At 27.0% G+C, this 22,079-nt stretch carries 23 protein-coding genes; 18 read left to right on the top strand and 5 right to left on the bottom strand.

Translation table 11 applies throughout. The features are described from left to right. Positions 1 to 414: 414 nt before the first annotated feature. Together ACQRD5_RS09535 and ACQRD5_RS09530 are read left to right on the top strand one after the other, a co-directional pair. Complete coding sequence (locus ACQRD5_RS09535; RefSeq protein WP_294168448.1) at positions 415 to 1,239, top strand: MerR family transcriptional regulator; 825 nt, start codon at positions 415 to 417, stop codon at positions 1,237 to 1,239. A 73-nt stretch (positions 1,240 to 1,312) separates the two neighbouring features. Continuing rightward, entirely contained in the window at positions 1,313 to 2,290 is a 978-nt protein-coding gene (locus tag ACQRD5_RS09530; protein ID WP_320899744.1) for a serine hydrolase, read from the top strand. Positions 2,291 to 2,332: 42 nt separating this feature from the next. Here the strand turns inward: ACQRD5_RS09530 and ACQRD5_RS09525 are convergent, their stop codons facing one another. After that, positions 2,333 to 2,932 carry a DMT family transporter gene (locus ACQRD5_RS09525; protein ID WP_320899746.1) on the bottom strand — a complete coding sequence of 200 codons (600 nt, stop codon included), beginning with the start codon at positions 2,930 to 2,932 and terminating at the stop codon, positions 2,333 to 2,335. 182 nt (positions 2,933 to 3,114) lie between these two features. Here ACQRD5_RS09525 and ACQRD5_RS09520 point away from each other — a divergent pair, with 182 nt between their 5' ends. From ACQRD5_RS09520 to ACQRD5_RS09490, 7 genes are all read left to right on the top strand, one after another. Beyond that, positions 3,115 to 3,264 carry a hypothetical protein gene (locus ACQRD5_RS09520; RefSeq protein ID WP_320899748.1) on the top strand — a complete coding sequence of 50 codons (150 nt, stop codon included), beginning with the start codon at positions 3,115 to 3,117 and terminating at the stop codon, positions 3,262 to 3,264. Between the two features lie 194 nt (positions 3,265 to 3,458). Then, complete coding sequence (locus ACQRD5_RS09515; protein ID WP_294189271.1) at positions 3,459 to 4,832, top strand: hypothetical protein; 1,374 nt, start codon at positions 3,459 to 3,461, stop codon at positions 4,830 to 4,832. Between the two features lie 236 nt (positions 4,833 to 5,068). Continuing rightward, on the top strand, positions 5,069 to 5,674 hold the full coding sequence (gene fic / locus ACQRD5_RS09510) for a protein adenylyltransferase Fic (protein WP_291631263.1): 606 nt from the start codon (positions 5,069 to 5,071) through the stop codon (positions 5,672 to 5,674). Between the two features lie 690 nt (positions 5,675 to 6,364). Continuing rightward, positions 6,365 to 6,982, top strand: coding sequence for a hypothetical protein (locus ACQRD5_RS09505; RefSeq protein WP_291631265.1), 618 nt, complete (start codon positions 6,365 to 6,367; stop codon positions 6,980 to 6,982). Between the two features lie 322 nt (positions 6,983 to 7,304). Then, the gene (locus ACQRD5_RS09500; RefSeq protein WP_291631482.1) at positions 7,305 to 7,460 is read left to right on the top strand and encodes a hypothetical protein; all 156 of its coding nucleotides are present in this window, start codon (positions 7,305 to 7,307) and stop codon (positions 7,458 to 7,460) included. A gap of 103 nt (positions 7,461 to 7,563) precedes the next feature. Continuing rightward, complete coding sequence (locus ACQRD5_RS09495) at positions 7,564 to 8,394, top strand: undecaprenyl-diphosphate phosphatase (RefSeq protein WP_427746757.1); 831 nt, start codon at positions 7,564 to 7,566, stop codon at positions 8,392 to 8,394. A 318-nt stretch (positions 8,395 to 8,712) separates the two neighbouring features. Continuing rightward, on the top strand, positions 8,713 to 10,272 hold the full coding sequence (locus ACQRD5_RS09490; protein ID WP_320628014.1) for an AAA family ATPase: 1,560 nt from the start codon (positions 8,713 to 8,715) through the stop codon (positions 10,270 to 10,272). Positions 10,273 to 10,473: 201 nt separating this feature from the next. Here ACQRD5_RS09490 and ACQRD5_RS09485 read toward each other — a convergent pair whose 3' ends face one another. The 3 genes from ACQRD5_RS09485 to ACQRD5_RS09475 are packed head-to-tail and all read right to left on the bottom strand — an operon-like array spanning position 10,474 to position 12,493. After that, a complete protein-coding gene (locus ACQRD5_RS09485) occupies positions 10,474 to 11,121 on the bottom strand; it encodes a DUF1292 domain-containing protein (RefSeq protein WP_294169025.1) in 648 nt (215 codons plus the stop codon). An 8-nt stretch (positions 11,122 to 11,129) separates the two neighbouring features. Continuing rightward, complete coding sequence (locus tag ACQRD5_RS09480) at positions 11,130 to 11,783, bottom strand: PspA/IM30 family protein (RefSeq protein ID WP_427746756.1); 654 nt, start codon at positions 11,781 to 11,783, stop codon at positions 11,130 to 11,132. 14 nt (positions 11,784 to 11,797) lie between these two features. Beyond that, a complete protein-coding gene (locus tag ACQRD5_RS09475) occupies positions 11,798 to 12,493 on the bottom strand; it encodes a hypothetical protein (RefSeq protein ID WP_427746755.1) in 696 nt (231 codons plus the stop codon). Positions 12,494 to 12,893: 400 nt separating this feature from the next. Here ACQRD5_RS09475 and rpsA point away from each other — a divergent pair, with 400 nt between their 5' ends. Both rpsA and ACQRD5_RS09465 read left to right on the top strand, forming a co-directional pair. Then, a complete protein-coding gene (gene rpsA / locus ACQRD5_RS09470) occupies positions 12,894 to 14,036 on the top strand; it encodes a 30S ribosomal protein S1 (RefSeq protein WP_427746754.1) in 1,143 nt (380 codons plus the stop codon). A 413-nt stretch (positions 14,037 to 14,449) separates the two neighbouring features. After that, entirely contained in the window at positions 14,450 to 14,884 is a 435-nt protein-coding gene (locus ACQRD5_RS09465; protein ID WP_294169718.1) for a globin domain-containing protein, read from the top strand. 158 nt (positions 14,885 to 15,042) lie between these two features. Here ACQRD5_RS09465 and ACQRD5_RS09460 read toward each other — a convergent pair whose 3' ends face one another. Continuing rightward, entirely contained in the window at positions 15,043 to 15,693 is a 651-nt protein-coding gene (locus ACQRD5_RS09460; RefSeq protein ID WP_291631130.1) for a GDSL-type esterase/lipase family protein, read from the bottom strand. Between the two features lie 307 nt (positions 15,694 to 16,000). Here ACQRD5_RS09460 and ACQRD5_RS09455 point away from each other — a divergent pair, with 307 nt between their 5' ends. The 7 genes from ACQRD5_RS09455 (at position 16,001) to ACQRD5_RS09425 (ending at position 22,065) form a co-directional block, all read left to right on the top strand. Beyond that, positions 16,001 to 17,305 carry an ABC transporter substrate-binding protein gene (locus ACQRD5_RS09455; protein ID WP_294169715.1) on the top strand — a complete coding sequence of 435 codons (1,305 nt, stop codon included), beginning with the start codon at positions 16,001 to 16,003 and terminating at the stop codon, positions 17,303 to 17,305. Between the two features lie 93 nt (positions 17,306 to 17,398). Beyond that, positions 17,399 to 18,289, top strand: a complete 891-nt coding sequence (locus ACQRD5_RS09450; protein ID WP_294169713.1) for a carbohydrate ABC transporter permease — start codon at positions 17,399 to 17,401, stop codon at positions 18,287 to 18,289. Between the two features lie 15 nt (positions 18,290 to 18,304). After that, entirely contained in the window at positions 18,305 to 19,132 is an 828-nt protein-coding gene (locus ACQRD5_RS09445; protein ID WP_294169711.1) for a carbohydrate ABC transporter permease, read from the top strand. Between the two features lie 104 nt (positions 19,133 to 19,236). Further along, positions 19,237 to 19,689: a YhcH/YjgK/YiaL family protein gene (locus tag ACQRD5_RS09440; protein ID WP_294169709.1), complete on the top strand. Its 453-nt coding sequence runs from the start codon at positions 19,237 to 19,239 to the stop codon at positions 19,687 to 19,689. A 24-nt stretch (positions 19,690 to 19,713) separates the two neighbouring features. Next, positions 19,714 to 20,373 carry a YesL family protein gene (locus ACQRD5_RS09435; RefSeq protein WP_294169707.1) on the top strand — a complete coding sequence of 220 codons (660 nt, stop codon included), beginning with the start codon at positions 19,714 to 19,716 and terminating at the stop codon, positions 20,371 to 20,373. A gap of 41 nt (positions 20,374 to 20,414) precedes the next feature. Then, entirely contained in the window at positions 20,415 to 21,101 is a 687-nt protein-coding gene (locus tag ACQRD5_RS09430) for an N-acetylmannosamine-6-phosphate 2-epimerase (protein ID WP_294169705.1), read from the top strand. 46 nt (positions 21,102 to 21,147) lie between these two features. Continuing rightward, complete coding sequence (locus tag ACQRD5_RS09425) at positions 21,148 to 22,065, top strand: dihydrodipicolinate synthase family protein (protein ID WP_291631116.1); 918 nt, start codon at positions 21,148 to 21,150, stop codon at positions 22,063 to 22,065. The last annotated feature ends 14 nt before the right edge of the window (positions 22,066 to 22,079 follow it).

Genomic DNA, 22,079 nt, shown 5'->3' with positions numbered 1-22,079 from the left:
GATAAATAATCAGGAGGACTTTTATGAAAAAACTTTTATTAGCATTGAAAATTATTGCAGGTGCTATTGTATTGTTTTATCTTATATTATTTTTTACAGCTTAGGATATAAAAGAGAAGTTGTGATTTCATATGATTATATAGGGATAGAAAGACTAAATTTTCATTAACAGTTAATGTAATATAATACGTATATATAATATATATTATTAAAAGCTCCGATAGATTAAATTTATCGGAGCTTTAGTTTTAAACTTTTAATATTCTTTAAATTTTTTAGCTTTTAGTTAATTTACTAAATATATAATAACTGTTTTATTTATTTAGTAATATGATTAATATAAATTAACATATTGACTTTACCCTTAGGGAAAGATGTAGGATAAAGATATAGAGATTGAAAGGAGGGGATTATATGTTATCTATTGGTGAATTTTCGAAGATATGCAATGTATCTACAAAAACACTTAGATATTATGCTGAAATTGGATTAATTCTACCTAATGAAATTAATAATGAAAATGGTTATAGATATTATTCCATTGAACAATTACAAACTATACTATTTATAAAGCGTCTAAAATCATATAATTTTTCTTTAGAGCAAATAAAAACTATTATACAATCAGAAGAATTACAAGATGAAAAACTTTATTTATCACTTATAGAAAAGAAAAAAGAAATTGATAAACAAGTAAAAGAATTAAATTTAATTTCAGAAGAGTTAAGTAATGATATATCAAACTTAAAACAAGGTAAATCAATTATGTCATACATGGAAAATCTTGATGTTAAGATTGTAGAAGTAGAACCTATGAATCTTTTGTATATTAGAAAAATGGTTCAAAAACATGAATTTGCATATGAATATGGTAGTTGTTTTAATAAGCTATTTAAAAAGATTAATGAAGATAAATTAACTATAACTAATCCTCCTATGGCACTTTTTCATAGTTCAGAATATAGTCCATTTGGTTTAGATACTGAATTTGCTATTCCTATAAAAGAATGTATTAAAGGTACTAGAGATTTTAATCCTGGATTGTGTTTAAAAACAGTTTTAAAAGGAGCTTATTCTGATTTATCATCTGTATATGTTAAACAAATTGAATATGCAGAGAAAGAAGGATATGTATCTAAAGATGCTCTCTTTGAAGTATATGTAAATGATCCAGCTATGGTTGAAAGTGAAAATGATCTTATAACAGAAATTTATTATCCTGTAAAAAAGATAAGATAGGATTTAGCTTAAAGGATAATGTTATTAATTTTAGATTAATAATTAAAAAATCATATAGTAAAGGAATGATTATATGAATAAAGAAAAAGTAATTAAATTAGAAGATAAAATAAATAAAGAGTATAGTAATATCACAGGAATTGTTGTATTAAAAGATGGGGAAGTACAATATGAAAATTATTATAATGGATGCAATAGTAAAAGTACAATACATGTGTATTCAGTAACTAAAAGTATTATTTCAATATTAATAGGTATTGCAATAGATAAGGGATATATTAAAAGTATTAATGAAAAAGTATTAAATTATTTCCCAGATTATAAAGTTAAAAAAAGAGAAAAAACAATACAGAAGATTACTCTTAAAGATTTGATTACAATGACAGCTCCATATAAATATATAATTCCTCCATATATAAAATATTTTACTAGTGATGATATGGTGAAGTTTAGTCTTGATTACTTAGGGGGAATAGGTAAGATAGGAAAGTTTAAATATACTCCACTTATAGGACCAGATATTTTATCAGGCATTCTTAAAAATGTAACTGGACAATCAGTACTTGATTTTGCAAGAGATAATTTATTTTCACCACTTGGAATTAATATAGAAGGAAATATTAAATTCAATAGTAAAGAAGAACAACTAGCTTTTAATGAAGCTACAAATATTAGCGGATGGGTAATTGATAAAGCAGGAACAAATACAGCAGGTTGGGGACTTACTCTATCTACTATAGATATGGCAAAAATAGGACAATTATACTTAAGTGGTGGTATGTATAATGGAAAACAAATAGTATCTAAAGAATGGATAGAAGAGAGTACTAAGGAACATAGTCGCTTTAAAAAACTTAATCTTCCATATGGATACTTATGGTGGGTTAATAATGATAGTGATAAAGGCTTTGCAGCTATTGGAGATGGTGGAAATATTATTTATGTTAATGCAACAAAAAATATTGTTGTAGCCATTACAGCATTATTTAAACCAAAAGTTACTGATAGAATAGAATTTATTAAGGAGTATATTGAGCCAATATTTAATTAGTAAATTTGAATGAATTTAAAGATAAAATAGAAGTTCCATGGTCTATCTAAAATATTCTTTTGGTGTAATTTCATTCCAAAGAGTAAATCCTAAAATTAAAATTCCACCTATTATCTGCCAAAGTGTCATTGTTTCTCCCAAAATAGTAACTGAAATAATAACTACACCTAATCCAAATAAAATTCCGATAAAGTCACTTCTACCACCTATATTACCAATACCAGTAATCATTACAAGCCCTAATGTAGACATGATAAAGCAAATAATTTGTTTTTTAGTTAATTTTTCATGGAAAAGAATAGGACAAACAATTGTTACGATAACAGGAGCAAAATAATAGCTTAATGTTGCAGCTGAAACGGTAGTGTACTTATATGCCTGAAATAAAAGAATCCAGTTAATACCCATTGCCACTCCTGATGCAAGCAATAAAGGAACTTCTTTTTTTTTTTTTATATTTTTAAATGGTATCTTTTGTTTAGTTATTATAAGAAATATAGCAATTAATAGAGCTGCTAAAATAGCACGATACAAAGCAAGTTCTCCAGATGATACGGAGATGTTTCGTACAAAAGGCCCTAATGTACCGAATATTATCATTGATGCCACAAGCATCAAGCGAGGGCTTTTTAGTTGTTTCATTTAGAATCCTCCCAATATGTAAAAAACTGTGATTTATTAATTTAATCAATTATATATTTTTTTATTAACTCTATCAACTATTTAAAAGAATTAATGATATTTGTTTTACTTAGTTTATAAATACCTATAGTTGTTTCATTTATTTTTGGAAAGAAATTAGTAAGTAAAGAAAAAAACATCTGATGAAATATATTTTTATACAATCAGAGTTATTGATGGAAGAAAAGGATTTGTTTGAAGGTCTAAAGGAATCTTATGAATGGTTTAAGGATAACTATAATGAAGTTAGTAAAAAAGATTATATCAAATATATTGAAGAAAATTTTAAATAAGAAATATATAATTTAGAATTATGAAAAATGAAGCGTATCTGTGGAGAACCAAAATAAATAGAAGTGTTTAGAATACTTTAATTGATCCAATGATATTAAAAGTGTTATTGCTTATGTTATAATTTCTTTTAGTAAAGTATGTATTATAAATTATAAACTAACTAATGTTGATAATATAAAAATTGGAGGTTTATATGAAAAAGGACAAAATAGATGAGTTATTAAATTCTTCAACAAAAGAAGAGCTAATATTTATGTTTAAAGATATAATTAACGAGTATGAAGGGCTAGAAGAAAAAATATTATTTAAATATGTAAGATTAGAAGAAAATGAAGAAATAAAAAAGAATAAAAAGTATTTATCAGATATTATTAAAAGATATGGTAATGGCAGAAGGTTTATTTCTTGGAGAGAATGTGGTTACTTTGCAAACGATGTATTTGACTTACTGAGTAGTGCAGAAAGATATTATTTTGATGCCAGAAAGCCATTAGTTGCTATAGAAACATCAATAGCTGTAATAAATAAAATGCTATTAGCTATTCAATATATGGATGATTCAAATGGAGATATTGGATATGTAATAGATAAAGCTATACTATTAATAAATGAAACTTGTATTAATGTTAATGAATTTTCGAAGAAGGAAAAAACAAAAATTTTTAGTGAGTTATTAAATGAATTAGACAAGACTATTTACGATGGATGGGAAGATTTGAGATTATCTGTAATTAGTAACTGTATTTATTTTTGTGATGATGAAAAGTTAAGAGTTAAGTTTGAAAATAAGTTGGATAGTGTGTTAGAAAATTATTTAGATGATTGGAGTGGAAGATATAATAAAGAAAAGCTATCAGAAATAAAACTTCAGATAATTAGTAGATATGGTACTGATGAAGAAGAGAAAGAATTTATAGAAAATAATATTAATTATTCAGCATTTAGAGAGTTACTTATAGGTAAGTGCATTGAAAATAAGGAATATGAGAGAGTAATAAAATTAGCAGAAGAAGGGGAGCTTAATGATAAAGAGTATAGAGGACTAGTACTCAAGTGGAAGCAATATAGATATATAGCATATAAGAATCTTAATATTGCTGACAAGAAAAAAGAACTGGCTAGAGAACTATTTTTAAATGGAGATATGAGTTTTTATAATGAACTTAAAGAAATACATATTAATGATTGGCATAACTATTATTTAGAACTTAAGAAAGAATTTAAAGAGAAAAAATTAGATAGACTTGATATATATCCTGAAATGTTAATAAAAGAAAATGATTTAGAGGAATTATTACAATTCGCTAAGGCTGATGTTAGAAGAATAGAAACCTATGATGAGTTGCTTATAAAAGATTATAAGGACGATGTTAATATAATGTATAAATTCTTAATAGAAAAAATGTCAGAAATGGCTACTGATAGAAAACAGTATAAAAAGGTTTGTAATGTAATAAAAAGATATAAAAAGTTATTTGGGGATGTTGAGGCATATAAAATTGTTAAAGTGCTACAGCAGCAATACCTAAAGAGACCTGCTTTTATAGATGAATTAGGGAAGATTTAATAAAAAATTGAGAAAAGAAAGTTTTGATGGATAGGTATTAAGAATCAGTATTTGATTTTTTAAGAATATTAAAACTTGTAAAAGGTGTTTATAGTATAAGTAAATGTAAATTAAAATTAAGTTTTTATTAAATAAATTTTTATTAGTGCTATAATTAATATAAGAAGTTAAAATAGAAAATAAAAAAGCAAGTAATTTATAATAGAAAAGGATGGATCTATTATATAGGAGGTATTATGGCGCTTAATAATAAATTGCAAATTACAGATTCAGTAGAACTTGCTAGGATAGAAGAAAAAATAAGTAAGAAAAAAGCTATTGAATTATTTGAAAGTGGATATTTAGATAGCTTAGAAGCTGGAAAATATAATGCATTAGCTGAGATTAATAGATATTTATTTGAAGATATATATGAATTTGCAGGAATATTACGTGATGTGAATATTGCAAAAGGGAATTTTAGGTTTGCTCCTGTTATGTACCTAAAAGCATCATTAGAATATATTGAGTCAATGCCACAATCAAGTTTTGATGAAATAATTGAAAAGTATGTTGAAATGAATATTGCTCACCCTTTTAGAGAAGGAAATGGAAGAAGTGCACGAATTTGGCTTGATTTAATGTTGAAAAAAGAGTTAGGTAAAGTAATTAACTGGAGTGAAGTTGATAAGAATGATTATTTGCTTGCAATGGAACGTAGTCCTATAAAAGATATAGAGATTAAGCACCTTTTAAAACAGGCATTAACTGATAAAATTAATGATAGAGAAATTTATATGAAGGGAATTGATACGAGTTATTATTATGAAGGATATACTGTTTATAAGATAGAAGATTTATAATTGGTACAATTAATTTATTATGACGTTAATAAAATAAGATAAATATATATGTTTTGAGTAAGATAATCTTAGTTAAGTATGAAATATTAAACTAGGGTTATCTTATTTTTTTATATAAAGTTATAATTGAAACTTGAATTTGGAATTATCTTAATTATATTGTATATGGGACAATCTAGATTTTTTTATTTGCGGTGCGATGAACCGTATCATAAGCAAGGTAAATTTATATAAGTCTATATGGTAAAGAAAAGATGAGTTAAATAAAAGAGAAAAAAGTCTACAAAAAGAAAAAGAACAATTTCTAGTAACACTTTTAAATGATGTTAATGAGAACTACCCTATGAATTCATTAAAAGCATCTTAGAGAAGTTTAACAAGGTTTTAACTGAAATCTCAACAAGAGAGTAACAGAAGAATTTATTACAAGTGGGAATTTTATAAATAACCATAAATGAATTAAGTGAGATTGATTCAATAAAATTGAAAATAAATGATAGTTTAGTTGACTATCTAAGTAAAGAAATGGTGGAATAAATACATTGAATTTAGATATTGCTATATATAGGAAGAGTAGCAATAAAAATATAAAATATTGAGATTGTTATATATAAATAGTAAAATTTTATTAAGTAAAAAATATTTATATTTATCAGATAAATTAGAAATTTATGTGAGGAGTGAATAAATGTGGATGAAAATATGAAGCAATTTTTTAAAATATATCCAGGCACAGCACCACTAAATGTTAAAGGTGATTATCGTTGTTCTGTTCATTATAATAATTTTAGATTAGAAAAAGCTAAAGAACAAGGTTCTCTTCCGATTGTAGAAGTTAATAAAATCATAAAATATGTAAATGATTTTCTAATTTCAATAGGAATGAATAAGGAAGATTCCCCAAGAAGAAATCTGCATCAAATTGATTATGAAGAAATTAAAGAAGACAAGAAGTTGAAATGTGAACAAGATATTATTTGGATGAAATTCACAACAAAAGGGTACCTAGGTGTTGTAGCAACGAGTAATGATATAAACTTTAATATACCTGAAAATAAATCAGAGTATAATTTAAAAGAATGGAAGTACAACGAATATAAGAGAGAGAAGTATTTAGATTGGAAATATAATTCATCAGGAATATTAGTTCATCAATTAAATCAAAAATGGGATACATCTTTTGTGTTGGTATTTCCTTTATCAAATTTTCCTGAAGGTTATAAAAGAGGTGATATCGAAAGAGCAGTTGGAAACTATTTGATTGATAAAAAGGTATCCATAATTGATTTTTATTCACACAATTACTAATGTAGAAATTACGGTTTATTTAGTAGATGAATATAAACAAACCTCACTTACTATTGTTACGGAGAATTGTATCACAAGTAATATTTAAAAGATTGCTTTATTTATAAAACTTACTGTTTGAACAAATATTAGAATTAATTCATAAAATTAAGCTTATTATATTAAAAATTCATATATAAGTGTATATATTAAGTTAAAAAGTTCTTAATATATACACTTGTTTTATTATAATAAGCACAATTACTATTAAAAATATATTTAATGGTAAAACTATGGTAATATTTTAATATAAAAGATAGATACTAAGTTAGCAGTGAAGACTTTGAAAAAAATACTATTGATTGAAGATGATTTAGATTTAGCTAGGGAGTTAGCTTTATCATTAAGAAAATGGGCTTTTGAAGTAGAACTAATAGAAAAGTTTGATGATATAGTTAAAAAATTTATAGATAGCAAGTTTATCTATAAGTACTTTTAAAAAGATTATTAAGATTAAATAAAATAATTAAAAAGCTTTATAAAAAGTGGTATAGTATAATAGATGAAAATGAGATAACTAGACTATATTTGGAGGGAATTAAATGGAGTTTTTAGAAATTATTAAAGCCATAATACTTGGAGTTGTAGAAGGAATTACAGAATGGCTTCCTGTAAGTAGCACAGGGCATATGATATTAGTAGATGAGTTTTTAAAACTTAACGTATCAAAAGAATTTATGGAGATGTTTTTAGTAGTTATTCAGCTTGGTGCTATTATGGCAGTTGTTATTCTATATTGGAAAAAGATTTTTCCATTTACCTTTGATAAAAAGGGAATGCATATAGAAAAAGATACTTTCTCTATGTGGTTTAAAATAATAGTTGCATGTTTACCAGCAGCAGTAGTAGGACTTTTATTTGATGATCAGCTTAATGAATTATTCTATAATCCAACTACAGTTGCCATAATGCTTATTATATTTGGTATATTATTTATAGTTGTTGAAAATTATAATAAGGGTAAAAAACCAACTATTACAAGTTTAGCTGATATAACATATACAGCTGCAATAATTATAGGTATGTGGCAGCTTATAGCAGCAGTATTCCCAGGAACTTCACGTTCTGGTGCAACTATAGTAGGAGCATTATTAATTGGTGTATCTAGAACCATAGCAGCTGAATTTACATTTTTCCTTGCTATACCAGTTATGTTTGGTGCAAGTGCATTAAAGCTACTTAAGTTTGGATTTAACTTTACAGGAAATGAGCTTATATTATTAACTGTAGGTTTAGTTGTTGCCTTCGTAGTATCAGTAATAGCAATTAAATTCTTAATGTCATATATAAAGAAGCATGACTTTAAATTCTTTGGATGGTATAGAATTGTCCTTGGAATTATAGTTCTTGCATACTTCTTTATAATTAAATAAATATAAAAAGTACAACATAAAAATAAATTTTTATATTAGCAGTAGAAAAGGAAGTTATGTGAAATAACCTCCTTTTTTAATATTATTAGAAAATAGTAGAGCTAAAGGTGAGGGATATAAATATGAGCAGTAAAGTAAGTTCAAGAATTTATTTTATAGGTGGTATATTATTTTTAATTTCTTCAGTTATATAATAATATTTTGTATGTTGGTGCTTATATATATTTTTCAAGTTTAGATTATTTCATTAATAAAAATAAAGTATGTTATAATTATTTTAATTTGATGCATTGATATAATAAATAAAGGAGGCGTAGTATGTCTATATATTTAAATACGAATAAACCTTTAGAAAACTATAAAGATTTATATAGAAGTAGATATTTTATAGATAAATCTTTAATTATAGATAGATTAAATGAAGTTATAGAAACATCAGACAAATATATATGTATAACTAGGCCAAGAAGATTTGGAAAGTCTAGTGTTGCAGATATGTTAGGTGCTTATTATTCAAAGGGATTAAATTCGAAAGAAATTTTTGATAATCTTAATATAAGTAAAGTTCAAAGCTATAAAGAATATTTAAATAAGTATAATGTTATAAGTATAAGCTTGAATAAGTTGCCTAATAAAATTGGAAGTTATGATGAGTATATAAGTTTAATTCAAGAAACTATAAAAGATGATATAAAAACTACTTATCCACATATTGAATTTAAAAGCTTTTATACAATAAGTGATATGTTATTTGCAACACAAGAAAAATTTATATTTATTTTAGATGAGTGGGATTATATTTTTTCTAATAATTTATTTGAAGAAAATCAAAATGATTATTTAGAGTTTTTAAGAAATCTTTTAAAGGATCAGCCTTATGTAGCACTGTGTTATATGACAGGCGTTTTGCCTATTAAAAAGTATTCAAGTGGGTCAGCACTTAATATGTTTGATGAGTACACTTTCTTAAAAGATAGAATATTTGGTGAATATTTTGGATTTACAGAAGAGGAAGTTATAGAGATTTGCAATAAAAATGGAAAGATGAATTTTAAAGAACTTGAAAGTTGGTATAATGGATATTTTACAGCTACCGAAATTAAGATATACAATCCAAGGTCAGTAGTTAAGGCTTTACAAAATAATTATTGCGATAGTTATTGGACTAATACTGGAGAAATGAATGAAGTAGCAGAATACCTAAAATATAATGTTTTAGATATAAGAGAAGATGTTATAGAAATGGTTTCTGGAGAAGAAATAGATATAATTATTAATGAAGAATTTAGAGCAGGTCAAGGAGTACCAAGAAATAAGGAAGAAATATATTCTGCTATGATAGTACTTGGATTTTTATCATATTACGATGGATATTTGAAAATACCTAACAGAGAGCTAATGAAAGAATTCGAAAAAGCTTTGAAAGATGAGTCATTTGGATATGTTTCAGAGATAATAGAAAACTCAAAAACAATGTTAAAGTCAACAATTAATGGTGATACAAAAAAGGTAGAAGCTATATTACATGATATTCATAACTCAGAGATACCAATTTTACAATATAATGATGAAAATAGTCTTTCATGTGTTTTAACACTTGCATATCTTTCAGCAAGAGATACTTATAGAATTGAACGCGAAGAAAAAACAGGAAAAGGATATGCAGATTTTACTTTTCATCCAAGAAGAAAAAATGATATTCCATTTATTGTTGAATTAAAGAAAGACGAAGAACCAGAAATAGCTATAAATCAGATTAAAGAAAAAGAATATATACAAAAATTTAGAGATGCTAATAAAAATAAAAAGATACTAGCAGTAGCTATATGTTACGATTCAAAGAATAAAGAACATAAATGCAAAATAGAAGAAATATAACTAGATTAGATAATAAGAGTAATTTTATATATTAAAAAAGAACCCATTAACCAAAAGCAAATGGGTTCTTAATTTTTGTTTATTTAATTAAAATTTCGTAAGGAATTTTCACATTATCTAATTTTCTGATAACTCAGCTTGCCTGAGTTATTTCATAAATTCTACATTTTACATTTTTCATTTTACATGTGCGAAGCACATCTAAGCTTGTTCATAAGTTTCAACTACTAAATTAAACTCATCAGGATCTGTTATTTCGCCAAAGTCATCGCCTGAAATACCAGGATAGTAATAAAGAAGAAGTTTATCACTATTATCAAGTAAGTTTTCAAGTGCTATATAGAGAGTATCATTTGCACAATTTTCTATAGTTGCAAGCACCTTATATCTATTTGATTTTCCAGTATTATTATTAGTTAAATCTAAAATATAGTTTTTATGAAAACGAACATTTAATTTAGATTTATCACAGGATTTTATATAAGAATTAACTTTGCATCCACTACAATTTTTAAAATCACATTCTTTAATACAATTAAGGCAAGCGCATTTAGAACAATCTTCAAACTGATTAAATGCTTCAAAATTATTTCTTTTATATTCCTCTAACTTATCTATGCTATCATCTCTTTTAAAGAGTTTAAATTTCTTATTATTATCACAGTACTCTGCTTCATTTAGCATATCTATATATTGTTTTAATACAGGAAGCTTTGAATAATACTTTCTTTTCTTTAATGTATTAACATCAAGGAAAGGAGAAACTTCACTTATTGCATAAGTAATGTCAGTATAAACTTTTCCTATAGTATTTCTTTCCTTATTAATGAAATCTATTGTACTAGACATGCAATCACCTAATTATTATTTTTATACTTTTCAAGTTCTAAATCTAAATCAACAGTATCCAAAGATTCAAATTCACTTTCAAAAGTATCAACATTTCTAAGCTCACCTAATCCATTAGCTAAAGCTTCTTGCTTTTGAATTTTTCTTTCTATACTATCTAATTTTATAGAGTTAGATTTAGTTTGAACATTTGCAAGAACCTCGTTAACTTTTTTATTAGCTTCTGCATTACTAAATCTAGCAGCAGCTTCATCTCTATAGCTTCTAGTTTTATCTATTTCAGCTTCTAATGCAGCAAGGTTTTTCTTAATAGTATCAGCTTGAACTCTTGCAGTTTCATAACTAGTTTTTAAGCTTTGAAATTTCTTTTCTGCTTCTATTTTTCTAGCTAATGCTTTTTTAGCCAATTCTTCATTATTTTTAGATAAAGCTAATTTAACTTTTTCTTCATAATCTTTAACTTCAATTTCACAAGCATCCATTTTCTTTTTTATTTCATGAGCATTACCAATTATTTGAGCAGAATTTAATTTTGCAGTATTTAATTGTGTTTCCATATCTCTAACTTTTTGATCTAATAATTCTATTGGATTCTCCATTTCATCTAAAGTTGCGTTTACCTTTGATTTTAACATGTTTGACATTCTTGTAAAAATACCCATAAGTATCCTCCTAATTAATATTTTCTTTTCTTTAAATAGATTCTTAGTATCAATACAACAATTATGAATATAACTGCCATTGTAAATAAAGATCCAAAGGATGTACCACGTCCGCTAGACCTATAACCTAGATTTCTCATTGCAGACATTCCAAATAGCATATCACCTAATGAGAAACCACCACTATCATGGTTATTAGAGCTATCATAATTTGATGATTTATTACTATCTTTATCTTGGGTTGTTTTATTTTTGTCTGAAGTGCTATAAGATCCAGAAGAAAATCCTTTTGAACTTCCGGATTTACCTTTATCTATAGTATTGCTATAGGAGCCACTTTTAAAATTGCCAGAATTAGTGCTAGTTTTACTCTCACTATTAGAACTGCTAGTTGAAGAACTAGAAGAACTCTTAGAGCTACTAGTTGAAGAACTTTTAGAACTACTAGAAGAACTAGAACTATTACTATTACTCTTAAAAGAGCCACTTTTGAAGCCACTAGTAGAACTCTTTACATTTGATTTTCCACCACTTGACTTAAAACTACTAGAGGAGCTTTTAGAACTACTAGAGCTTTTAAATCCTCCAGAACTTTTAAAACCACTAGATCCCTTAGATTTTGCAGATACTGTAATTTCCCCATGAGTTATATTATCCAAAATAGGGATAGTATCTATAAGAAAACTAGAAGTTAAAAAAATAAAAATCATAAATATACTAAAAGTTATTTTTTTGTAGTTGTTTCTTTTAATAAGATTCACCTCCAAGAAAAGATTATGAATTTATTTTATATAAAAAATATAAATTCTTCAAAATTAGATTAAGTTCAAAAAAGATGAAATTATATGGTAAATAGCTGGATAGGTAATAATTGCTAGTTATATCGTAATATATCTGCTATTTTCTATGATTAATAACCACTTTAAAAGTTATTAAATAACTTTTGATTCTTTTGTTCTTTTCTTATTAATTATAACATAAAAAAAATCTCTGTTAATCTATATAAAAATAATATTGACAAAAAAAGTTAATAAACATAAATGCTTGTAATCAATATTATATTAAATTAAAATTATATTAGTATATAAGATAAATTAAGGAGTGAAATACATGGAAAATCAAAACTTAGAAGGAACTATGGGTGACTTATTAAAAGATTTTGACGTTAAAAGAATAAGAACTGGTGACATATTAGATGGTGAAGTTATAGATGTTAATGATAAAGAAGTTATGGTAAATATTAATTATGCCTTTGATGGAGTTATAGAAAAAAATGAATTAACTAATATTGATAAAGATCCTAGAGAAGTTGTAAATATTGGAGATAAAATAAAGGTTTATGTTTTATCACCAAATGATGGAGAAGGATATGTTCAATTATCAAGAATAAAGGCTTTAGAAATTACTGAAAGAGAAGATATTAAAAGAGCCTTTGATAATGAAGAAGTTATTAAGGTTTATGTAAAAGAGGAAGTTAAAGGTGGATTAGTTGCTTATTATGGAAATATTAGAGTATTTATACCAGCTTCTTTAGCTTCAAGAGAAAGAATAAATTTAGCTGATTTAATTGGCAAAGAATTAGAAGTTAAAATAATCGAATTAGACTTTAAGTCAAGAAAAATAGTTGCATCAAGAAGAATAATTGAGGATGAAATATTTGAAAATAATAAAAAAGAAGTATGGAAATCAATTAAGTCTGGTGAAAAGAGAACAGGAATAGTTAAAAAGATAATTAAAGCTGGTGCATTAGTTGATATTGGAGGAATAACTGGATTAATTCATTTAAATGATTTATCCTGGGGAAGAGTTAATAGAGCAGAAGATGTTGTTAAAGTAGGGGATGAAGTAGAAGTTTTTGTAGGAGAAGTAGATGCAAAGAACGAAAGAATCGCTTTAATATTAAAAGATATAAATGAAGATCCATGGACTAAAAATGGAGAAAACTTAAAATTAGGTGATGTCTTAGAAGGTAAGGTAGTAAATTTATTAAATTTTGGTGCCTTTGTAGAATTATTCCCTGGTGTTGAAGGATTAGTTCATATAAATGAAATAACAGAAGAAAATATTGCAAAACCTTCAGATGTTTTAAAACTAGGACAAAAAGTAAAGGTTAAGGTTCTAGATGTTAATAAGGAAAACAAGAAAATTTCTTTAACTATAAAAGATGCTGAAGAAAAAACTAAGGAATATTTACAATACAATGATAGCGATGAAGGGATATCCTTAGGAGATTTATTTAAAGACTTATTTTAATATGTAAAAGTTAAAAATAATGTATTAATGAAGGAGCTGTCGCAACAGCTCCTAAATTAAAAATGTAGAATGTAAAATGTAGAATTATTGATGTAATTCCAAAGGAATTACTAAAAAGATATATATTTTAGAAACTCCTAAGGGAGTTTCTTCTTTAATTTTACATTTTTCATTATTCATTTTACATTGTGCGACAGCCCCTTTATGTTTTAGAAATTCACAAAATATCATCATATAAATAAATTTTTATAATTGATTTATATATTAAAAGTTATATTAAGTATAAATAAATAATATTAATGATAAAAAAAATTGATATTTTGTATAAAATATATTGAAATTTTGTTGATATAGTTGTAAAATTAATTTTGTAATAATAATTATTAAATAATTAAAATAATCGGAGGAAGAATATGTTAGATCAAAAAACTATAGATATAATAAAAAGTACAGTACCAGCTTTAAAAACTCATGGAGTAGAAATAACAAAAACATTTTATAAGAATATGTTTGAAGAAAATCCTGAAGTAAAATCTTTATTTAATATGGATAAACAAGCTTCTGGAGAACAACCAAAGGCTTTAGCTATGTCAATTTTAGCTGCAGCACAAAATATAGACAACCTACCTGCTATAATGCCAGTAGTTAAGAAAATAGGAGATATACATTGCAATTCAAATGTTAAGCCAGAGCATTATCCAATCGTAGGTAAGCATTTATTAACAGCTATAAAAGAAGTTTTAGGTGATGCTGCAACTGATGAAATCATTGATGCTTGGGCTAAAACTTATGGAGTTCTTGCTGAAGTATTTATAAATACAGAAAAGGAAATATATTCTTCAAGATAATAAAGTGAGAACTTTAATTAATAGAATATATTTAAAGTATATAATAAAGGAGCTGATGTAACAGCTCCTTTATTATATATTAGAATTATTTATGTAATTCAAAAGGAATTACTGCAAATATATCTATTTATAAGATATCAAAATATAAAAATTAGTCATTAGCAAATTTCAGGAATAAGCTTAGAAAGTTCATATGCAAGTATTTTATGACTTTCTTTACTAAGATGCATATAATCATAAGGATACATGTACATACCTTTTATAGAAGCAGCATCTAAAAAATGGCATCCATTTCTATCTGCAACTTCTTTGTAGAGAGGCGCAAGTTCTTCAGATTTTTCTGCACAACCTTTTCCCATTTCACCAGAGACAAAAGTATTTTCATATCCCTTTTCAATAGGAAGTGGTGCAATTAATAAAATATTAGGTTTATCACGCCAAGCTTCAGTAGTAGAGATTGCTTTTTTAGTAAGTCGTTCTAGGCCCTTTGCAATGTTTGCGGCTGTAGCTCCGAAACGTTCCTTAGTATCATTTGTTCCAAGCATAATTATTAATAAATCAACAGGTTCATGTGTCATTAAGCAAGGAGAAATATAAGAAAGTCCATCTAGCCCTTCGAAAAGAGGATCAACAAAAACTGTTGTCCTACCACTAAGACCTTCTTCTTTTATAGAATAGTTATCCCCTAGATATTTTGATAAAAGGCATGTCCATCTTTCATCTTCTAGAAAACGCCCATTATTTGAAGAGTTATATCCGTGAGTGTTAGAATCACCGAAGCATAAAATTGTTTTCTTTTTATAATTCATCTTTTCATCCCCCTTAAGTGTTATATATTAATAATAATATTATGAGACAATTTGGTAAACAGCAAAAGAAAAAAATTTTTTTGATAAAAAAATGTTGAAAAATATTTTCAGATGTGGTATATTTTATTTAGAAAATGTTTACAAGAGCTTTTGTTTATAAACAGTTAAAACATATTTTTTATAATGTAAAAAATGATTAATAAAAGTATAAAAAATACAAATGATTAATGTAAATTTAAGTTAAAACATTAGAGGTATGATACTTTATAAAAATTAAAATAAAGTTTATTATGGGAGGGTATATTAAATGAAAAAGAAATTATTAGCTACTCTACTTGTTGGAGTAATGTCTATTTCTCTTGTATCTTGTGGTAAAAAAGCTACTGATGATACAAAGTCTGGCAACTCTGCAAAAACTGAGATAACATGGTGGGCATTCCCAACATTTACTCAAGAAAATGCAGGTGATGCAGTAGGAACATGGGAACAAAAAGTAATAGCTGCATTTGAAGAAAAGAATCCAGACATAAAAGTAAAATTAGAAACAATAGACTTTACTTCAGGACCTGAAAAAATTACAACAGCAATTGAAGCAGGAACAATGGCAGATGTTCTGTTTGATGCTCCTGGACGTATAATTACTTATGGGAAATCAGGTAAATTAGCAGAATTAAATGATATGTTTACAGATGAATTTGTAAAAGATGTAAACAATGATGCATTATTACAAGCTTGTAAAGCTGGAGATACTGCTTACATGTATCCAATAAGTACTGGTCCTTTCTACATGGCATTAAACAAAGCAATGTTAAAAGATGCTGGAGTTCTTGATTTAGTAAAAGAAGGATGGACAACAGACGATTTTGTTAAGGTTTTAGAAGCTTTAAAAGCTAAGGGATATACTCCAGGATCATTATTCTGTAATGGTCAAGGTGGAGACCAAGGTCCACGTGCTTTCTTTACAAACTTATATAGCACTAGTATAACAAATGATTCACTTACAGAATATACTACAAATGATGCAGATTCTGTTAAATCAATGGAATTAATTAAAAAGTTAATAGACGATGGTTTATTATTAAATGGTTCTCAATATGATGGATCTGCTGATATTCAAAACTTTGCAAATGGACAAACTGCATTTACACTTTTATGGGCTTCAGCTCAACCAGGTACACAAGCTAAATTATTAGCAGCAAGTAAAGTTGAATACTTAGAAGTACCATTCCCATCAAATGATGGACAACCAGAATTAGAATACTTAGTAAATGGATTCTGTGTATTCAATAATGGTAATGAAGCTAAAATAGAAGCATCTAAAAAATTCATCCAATTTATTTGTGATGATAAAGAATGGGGTCCAAAGAATGTTGTAAGAACAGGTGCATTCCCAGTTCGTACATCTTTTGGAGAATTATATAGTGATGAAAGAATGAAAGAAATTGGTTCTTGGACAAAGTATTATTCTACTTACTACAACACAATTGATGGATTTGCTAAAATGAGAACTTTATGGTTCCCAATGTTACAAGCAGTATCAAATGGTGAGGCAGAACCAAAAGCAGCTTTAGATGATTTCACTAAGAAGGCAAATGAAACAATAAAAAATTAATAGACTAATATAATTTCTTCTTGTACATTTTTTAAATGTACAAGAAGAATGTTTTTCAAGTATTCTTTTTAGATAAGTGATTGGAGGAAATGTATGAAAACTTCTAATAAATTACAGAGAAGAGAGACTCTTGTGTCATACTCTTTTCTAGCTCCAGTATTAATTTTCTTTATAATATTTGTTCTAGCACCTATGGTTATGGGATTTGTTACAAGTTTCTTTAATTATACAATGACAGATTTCACCTTTGTTGGAATAGACAATTACATACGTATGTTTAATGATGAAGTATTTATTAAGTCATTAATAAATACTTTAATAATTGTAGTAGGCTCAGTTCCAATTGTAGTAATATTCTCTTTATTTGTTGCATCTCAAACATATGAAAAAAATGCATTTACTCGTTCATTTTTCCGTTGTGTATTTTTCTTACCAGTTGTTACAGGTAGCGTAGCTGTTACAGTTGTGTGGAAATGGATTTATGATCCATTATCAGGTATATTAAATTATATTTTAAAAACAGGAAATGTTATTGATCAGAATATTAGCTGGTTAGGAGATAAAAGATATGCACTAATTGCAATTATAGTTATTTTACTTACTACATCAGTTGGACAACCTATTATACTTTATATAGCATCTTTAGGAAATATTGATAAGTCTTTAATGGAGGCAGCTCGTGTAGATGGTGCTAATGAGTTTCAAGTGTTTTGGAAAATAAAATGGCCAAGCTTATTACCTACAACACTTTATATAGTAGTTATTACAACAATTAACTCATTCCAATGCTTTGCACTTATTCAATTGTTGACATCAGGTGGACCAAACTATTCTACTAGTACAATTATGTACTATTTATATGAGAAAGCATTTAAACTTTCTGAGTATGGATACGCAAATACAATGGGAGTATTCTTAGCTGCATTAATTGGTCTTATAAGCTTTGCACAATTTAAAATTTTAGGAAATGATGTAGAGTATTAGAAGGGAGAGAACGTAATGAAGAAAAAAATCACACCTTTTGGGGTAATAACACTTATACTTTTGAGTATCTTAACCATTATTTTTGTCTTTCCTTTCTATTGGATTATGACAGGTGCGTTTAAGTCTCAGCCTGATACAATTAAAATTCCACCACAATGGTGGCCGTCAGCTCCTACATTGGAGAATTTTAAACAATTACTTATTCAAAATCCAGCAGGAAGATGGTTATTTAATAGTATTTTTATTTCGTTAGTTACGATGATTTTAGTATGTTTAACAGCTTCACTTGCAGGATATGTTTTGGCTAAGAAAAGATTCTATGGTCAAAAATTTGTGTTTTCAGTTTTTATAGCAGCTATGGCATTACCAAAGCAAGTTGTATTAGTTCCTTTAGTAAGAATAATAAATTTCTTAGGTATACATGATACTTTAGCAGCTGTAATTCTTCCTTTAATAGGATGGCCTTTTGGAGTATTTTTAATGAAACAATTTAGTGAAAATATTCCTGGAGAGTTATTAGAGTCAGCAAAGATTGATGGTTGTGGAGAACTTAGAACATTTACAAGTATTGCATTTCCAATTGTTAAACCTGGATTTGCTGCATTAGCAATATTTACATTCATTAATACATGGAATGATTACTTTATGCAATTAGTAATGCTTTCATCAAGAAATAATCTTACAGTTTCTCTAGGAGTTGCAACTATGCAAGCTGAGATGGCAACCAATTATGGATTAATAATGGCAGGTGCAGCTTTATCAGCAATTCCAATTGTTGCTGTATTCCTTATATTCCAAAAGTCATTTACACAAGGTATTACAATGGGTGCTGTAAAAGGTTAATCTATATAAATGGAACTATCTAAACATTAGGACCTTTGATTAATCAGGCCTGTAAAAGATAGTTCCATTTAAATTTTTAGCCTAGCATAAAAGGAGATATTTAGATGATATATGATGAGATCAAAAATATTGGAAGATATAGAGGACAATCTGTATGGTTAGATAAAGCAATTGACTTTCTAGAAAAAACAGATTTAAAATCACTTCCAATGGGACGTAAAGAAATAGATGGTGATAAAGTATTTTTAAATGTAATGGAAGCTAATGCTAAGAGAGAAGATGAACTAAATTTTGAAATTCATAAAAAATATATGGATATTCAAATTGACATAGAAGGAAAAGAAGGCATTAAAATTGGCTTTGATATACAAAGGGTTATTGAGACATACAGTGAAGACAGAGATATAGGTATGGTTCATTGTGATGAATCTATAATGTGCAATTTAGGAAAAGATAAATTTATTATATGTATGCCAGAAGAACCACATAAGCCTGGAATTGCTACAGGAGAAAATACTTATTTAAAAAAGTGTGTATTTAAGGTAGCGGTGGATTAGTGATAAAAGAGTTGGTGAGGTAAAATGTCAGAAAAAAGATCAAATTTAGTAAGTACAATTTTTAATTTAGATAATGGAGTTATGCGATTTTTTTCAAGAGTATTTGATATCGTAGTATTAAATCTTTTGTTTCTTATAGGATGCATTCCTATTGTTACAATAGGAGCATCGCTTACTGCTATGTATTCAATAACATTAAAAATGGCAAGAAACGAAGAATCACATATCGTAAGAGGATTTATAAAAGCCTTTAAGTTGAATTTTAAACAAGGAACAATTGTTGGAATGATATCAATTATTATAGCACTTTTCATTATAATAGATTTGAAAATTATATCAATAATTGGAGATGATAAACTGAAAATATTACAAGTTTTATGCTATATAGTAGCAATTTGGGCATATATAATAGCTTTATATTCATTTCCTATTATAGCTAGATTTGTACATACAACAAAAGAAGTATTTAAAAATTCATTCATGATTAGTATTGTTAATTTTAAATGGACTATACTACTTATTCTTATTAACATTCCATTTATTTTAATGTTACTTTATTCTGAAGTATCTATGCTTCTATTTTTTACAATATTAATTATATGTGGATTTTCTGGCTTAGCACTAATTCAGTCATTTATTTTCCGTAAAATATTCGAAAAATATGAAAACTACGAGATTAATTAAAAAATGAATTTGAAATAATGCCATGCAGAAAGGAAAATATCATGAGTAAGAAAGTTGATAGTATAAAAGGCAATTTAATAGTATCATGTCAAGCATTGCCAAATGAACCACTTCACTCTTCATTTATTATGGGGAGAATGGCGCTTGCAGCAAAAGAAGGGGGTGCAGCTGGGATTCGTGCAAATACTAAAGAAGATATTGCTGAGATACAGTCACAAGTAGATCTTCCTATTATTGGAATTGTAAAGAGAGATTATGAAGACTCTAAAGTATATATTACTCCAACAATGAAAGAAATTGACGAACTTATGGAAGTAAAACCAGAAATTATAGCAATTGATGCTACTGGTGCATTAAGACCAGGAAATAAGACATTAGATGAATTTTTTAAAGAAATAAAAGAGAAATATCCAGAGCAACTTTTAATGGCAGATTGTTCTACAGTAGAAGAAGCACTTCATGCAGATGAATTAGGATTTGACTTTATCGGTACTACAATGGTTGGTTATACTGAACAAAGTGCAAATCTAAAAATAGAGAATAATGATTTTGAGATTATTAGAGAAATTATTTCGAAAGCAAAACATCCAGTAATAGCAGAAGGTAATATAAATACACCTGAAAAAGTTAAACGTGTAATTGAATTAGGCTGCTATAGTGTTGTGGTTGGTTCTATTATAACAAGACCACAGTTAATTACAAAAGCATTTGTAGATAAGTTAAAATAGTTAAAATATTAGAAATAAATCAGCCTTATGGCAGAAGGAGATTATTATGAGAGATTTAAACAAATATAAGGGAATTATTCCAGCATTTTATGCATGCTATGATGAAAATGGAGAAATAAGTCCAGAAAGAGTTAGGGAACTTACTGAATTCCATATAAAAAAAGGGGTTAAAGGTCTTTATGTAAATGGATCTTCTGGAGAATGTATTTATCTTAGTGTTGAAGATAGAAAAGTTGTTCTTGAAAATGTAATGGCAGTTGCAAAAGGAAAACTTACTGTAATTGCTCATGTTGCATGTAATAATACAAAAGATAGTATAGAACTTGCAAAGCATGCAGAAAGCTTAGGAGTAGATGCAATTGCAGCAATTCCTCCAATATATTTTAGACTTCCAGAATATTCTATTGCAGCTTATTGGAATGCTATGAGTAATGCAGCACCAAATACAGATTTTTTAATTTATAATATTCCACAGCTTGCAGGGGTAGCATTAACACAAAACCTTTATAAAGAAATGCGTAAAAATCCTAGAGTAATTGGAGTAAAGAATTCATCAATGCCAGTAATAGACATTCAATTGTTCTGTGAAGCTGGTGGAGATGACTATATTGTCTTCAATGGTCCAGATGAACAATTCATTAGTGGACGTGCTATTGGTGCAGAAGGTGGCATAGGTGGTACATATGGTGCTATGCCAGAATTATTCTTAAAATTAAATGATCTTATAAATGAAAATAAAATGGAAGAAGCAAAGAAGCTTCAGTATGATATTAACCAAGTTATATTTAAAATGTGTTCATGCCATGGAAATATGTATGCAGTAATTAAAGAGATTCTTAGAATCAATGAAAATTTAAATATAGGAAGTGTAAGAGAACCTTTAACAGGATTAATTGAAGAAGATATTGAAATTGTTAAAGAAGCAGCTCTTATGATAAAAAAGGCAATTGAGAAATATTGTTAATAATTAAACAAATA

The organism is Clostridium sp. SGI.024 (assembly GCF_050315195.1).
Taxonomy (GTDB): Bacteria; Bacillota; Clostridia; order Clostridiales; family Clostridiaceae; genus Clostridium.
This window is presented reverse-complemented; position numbering and strand designations above follow the sequence as displayed.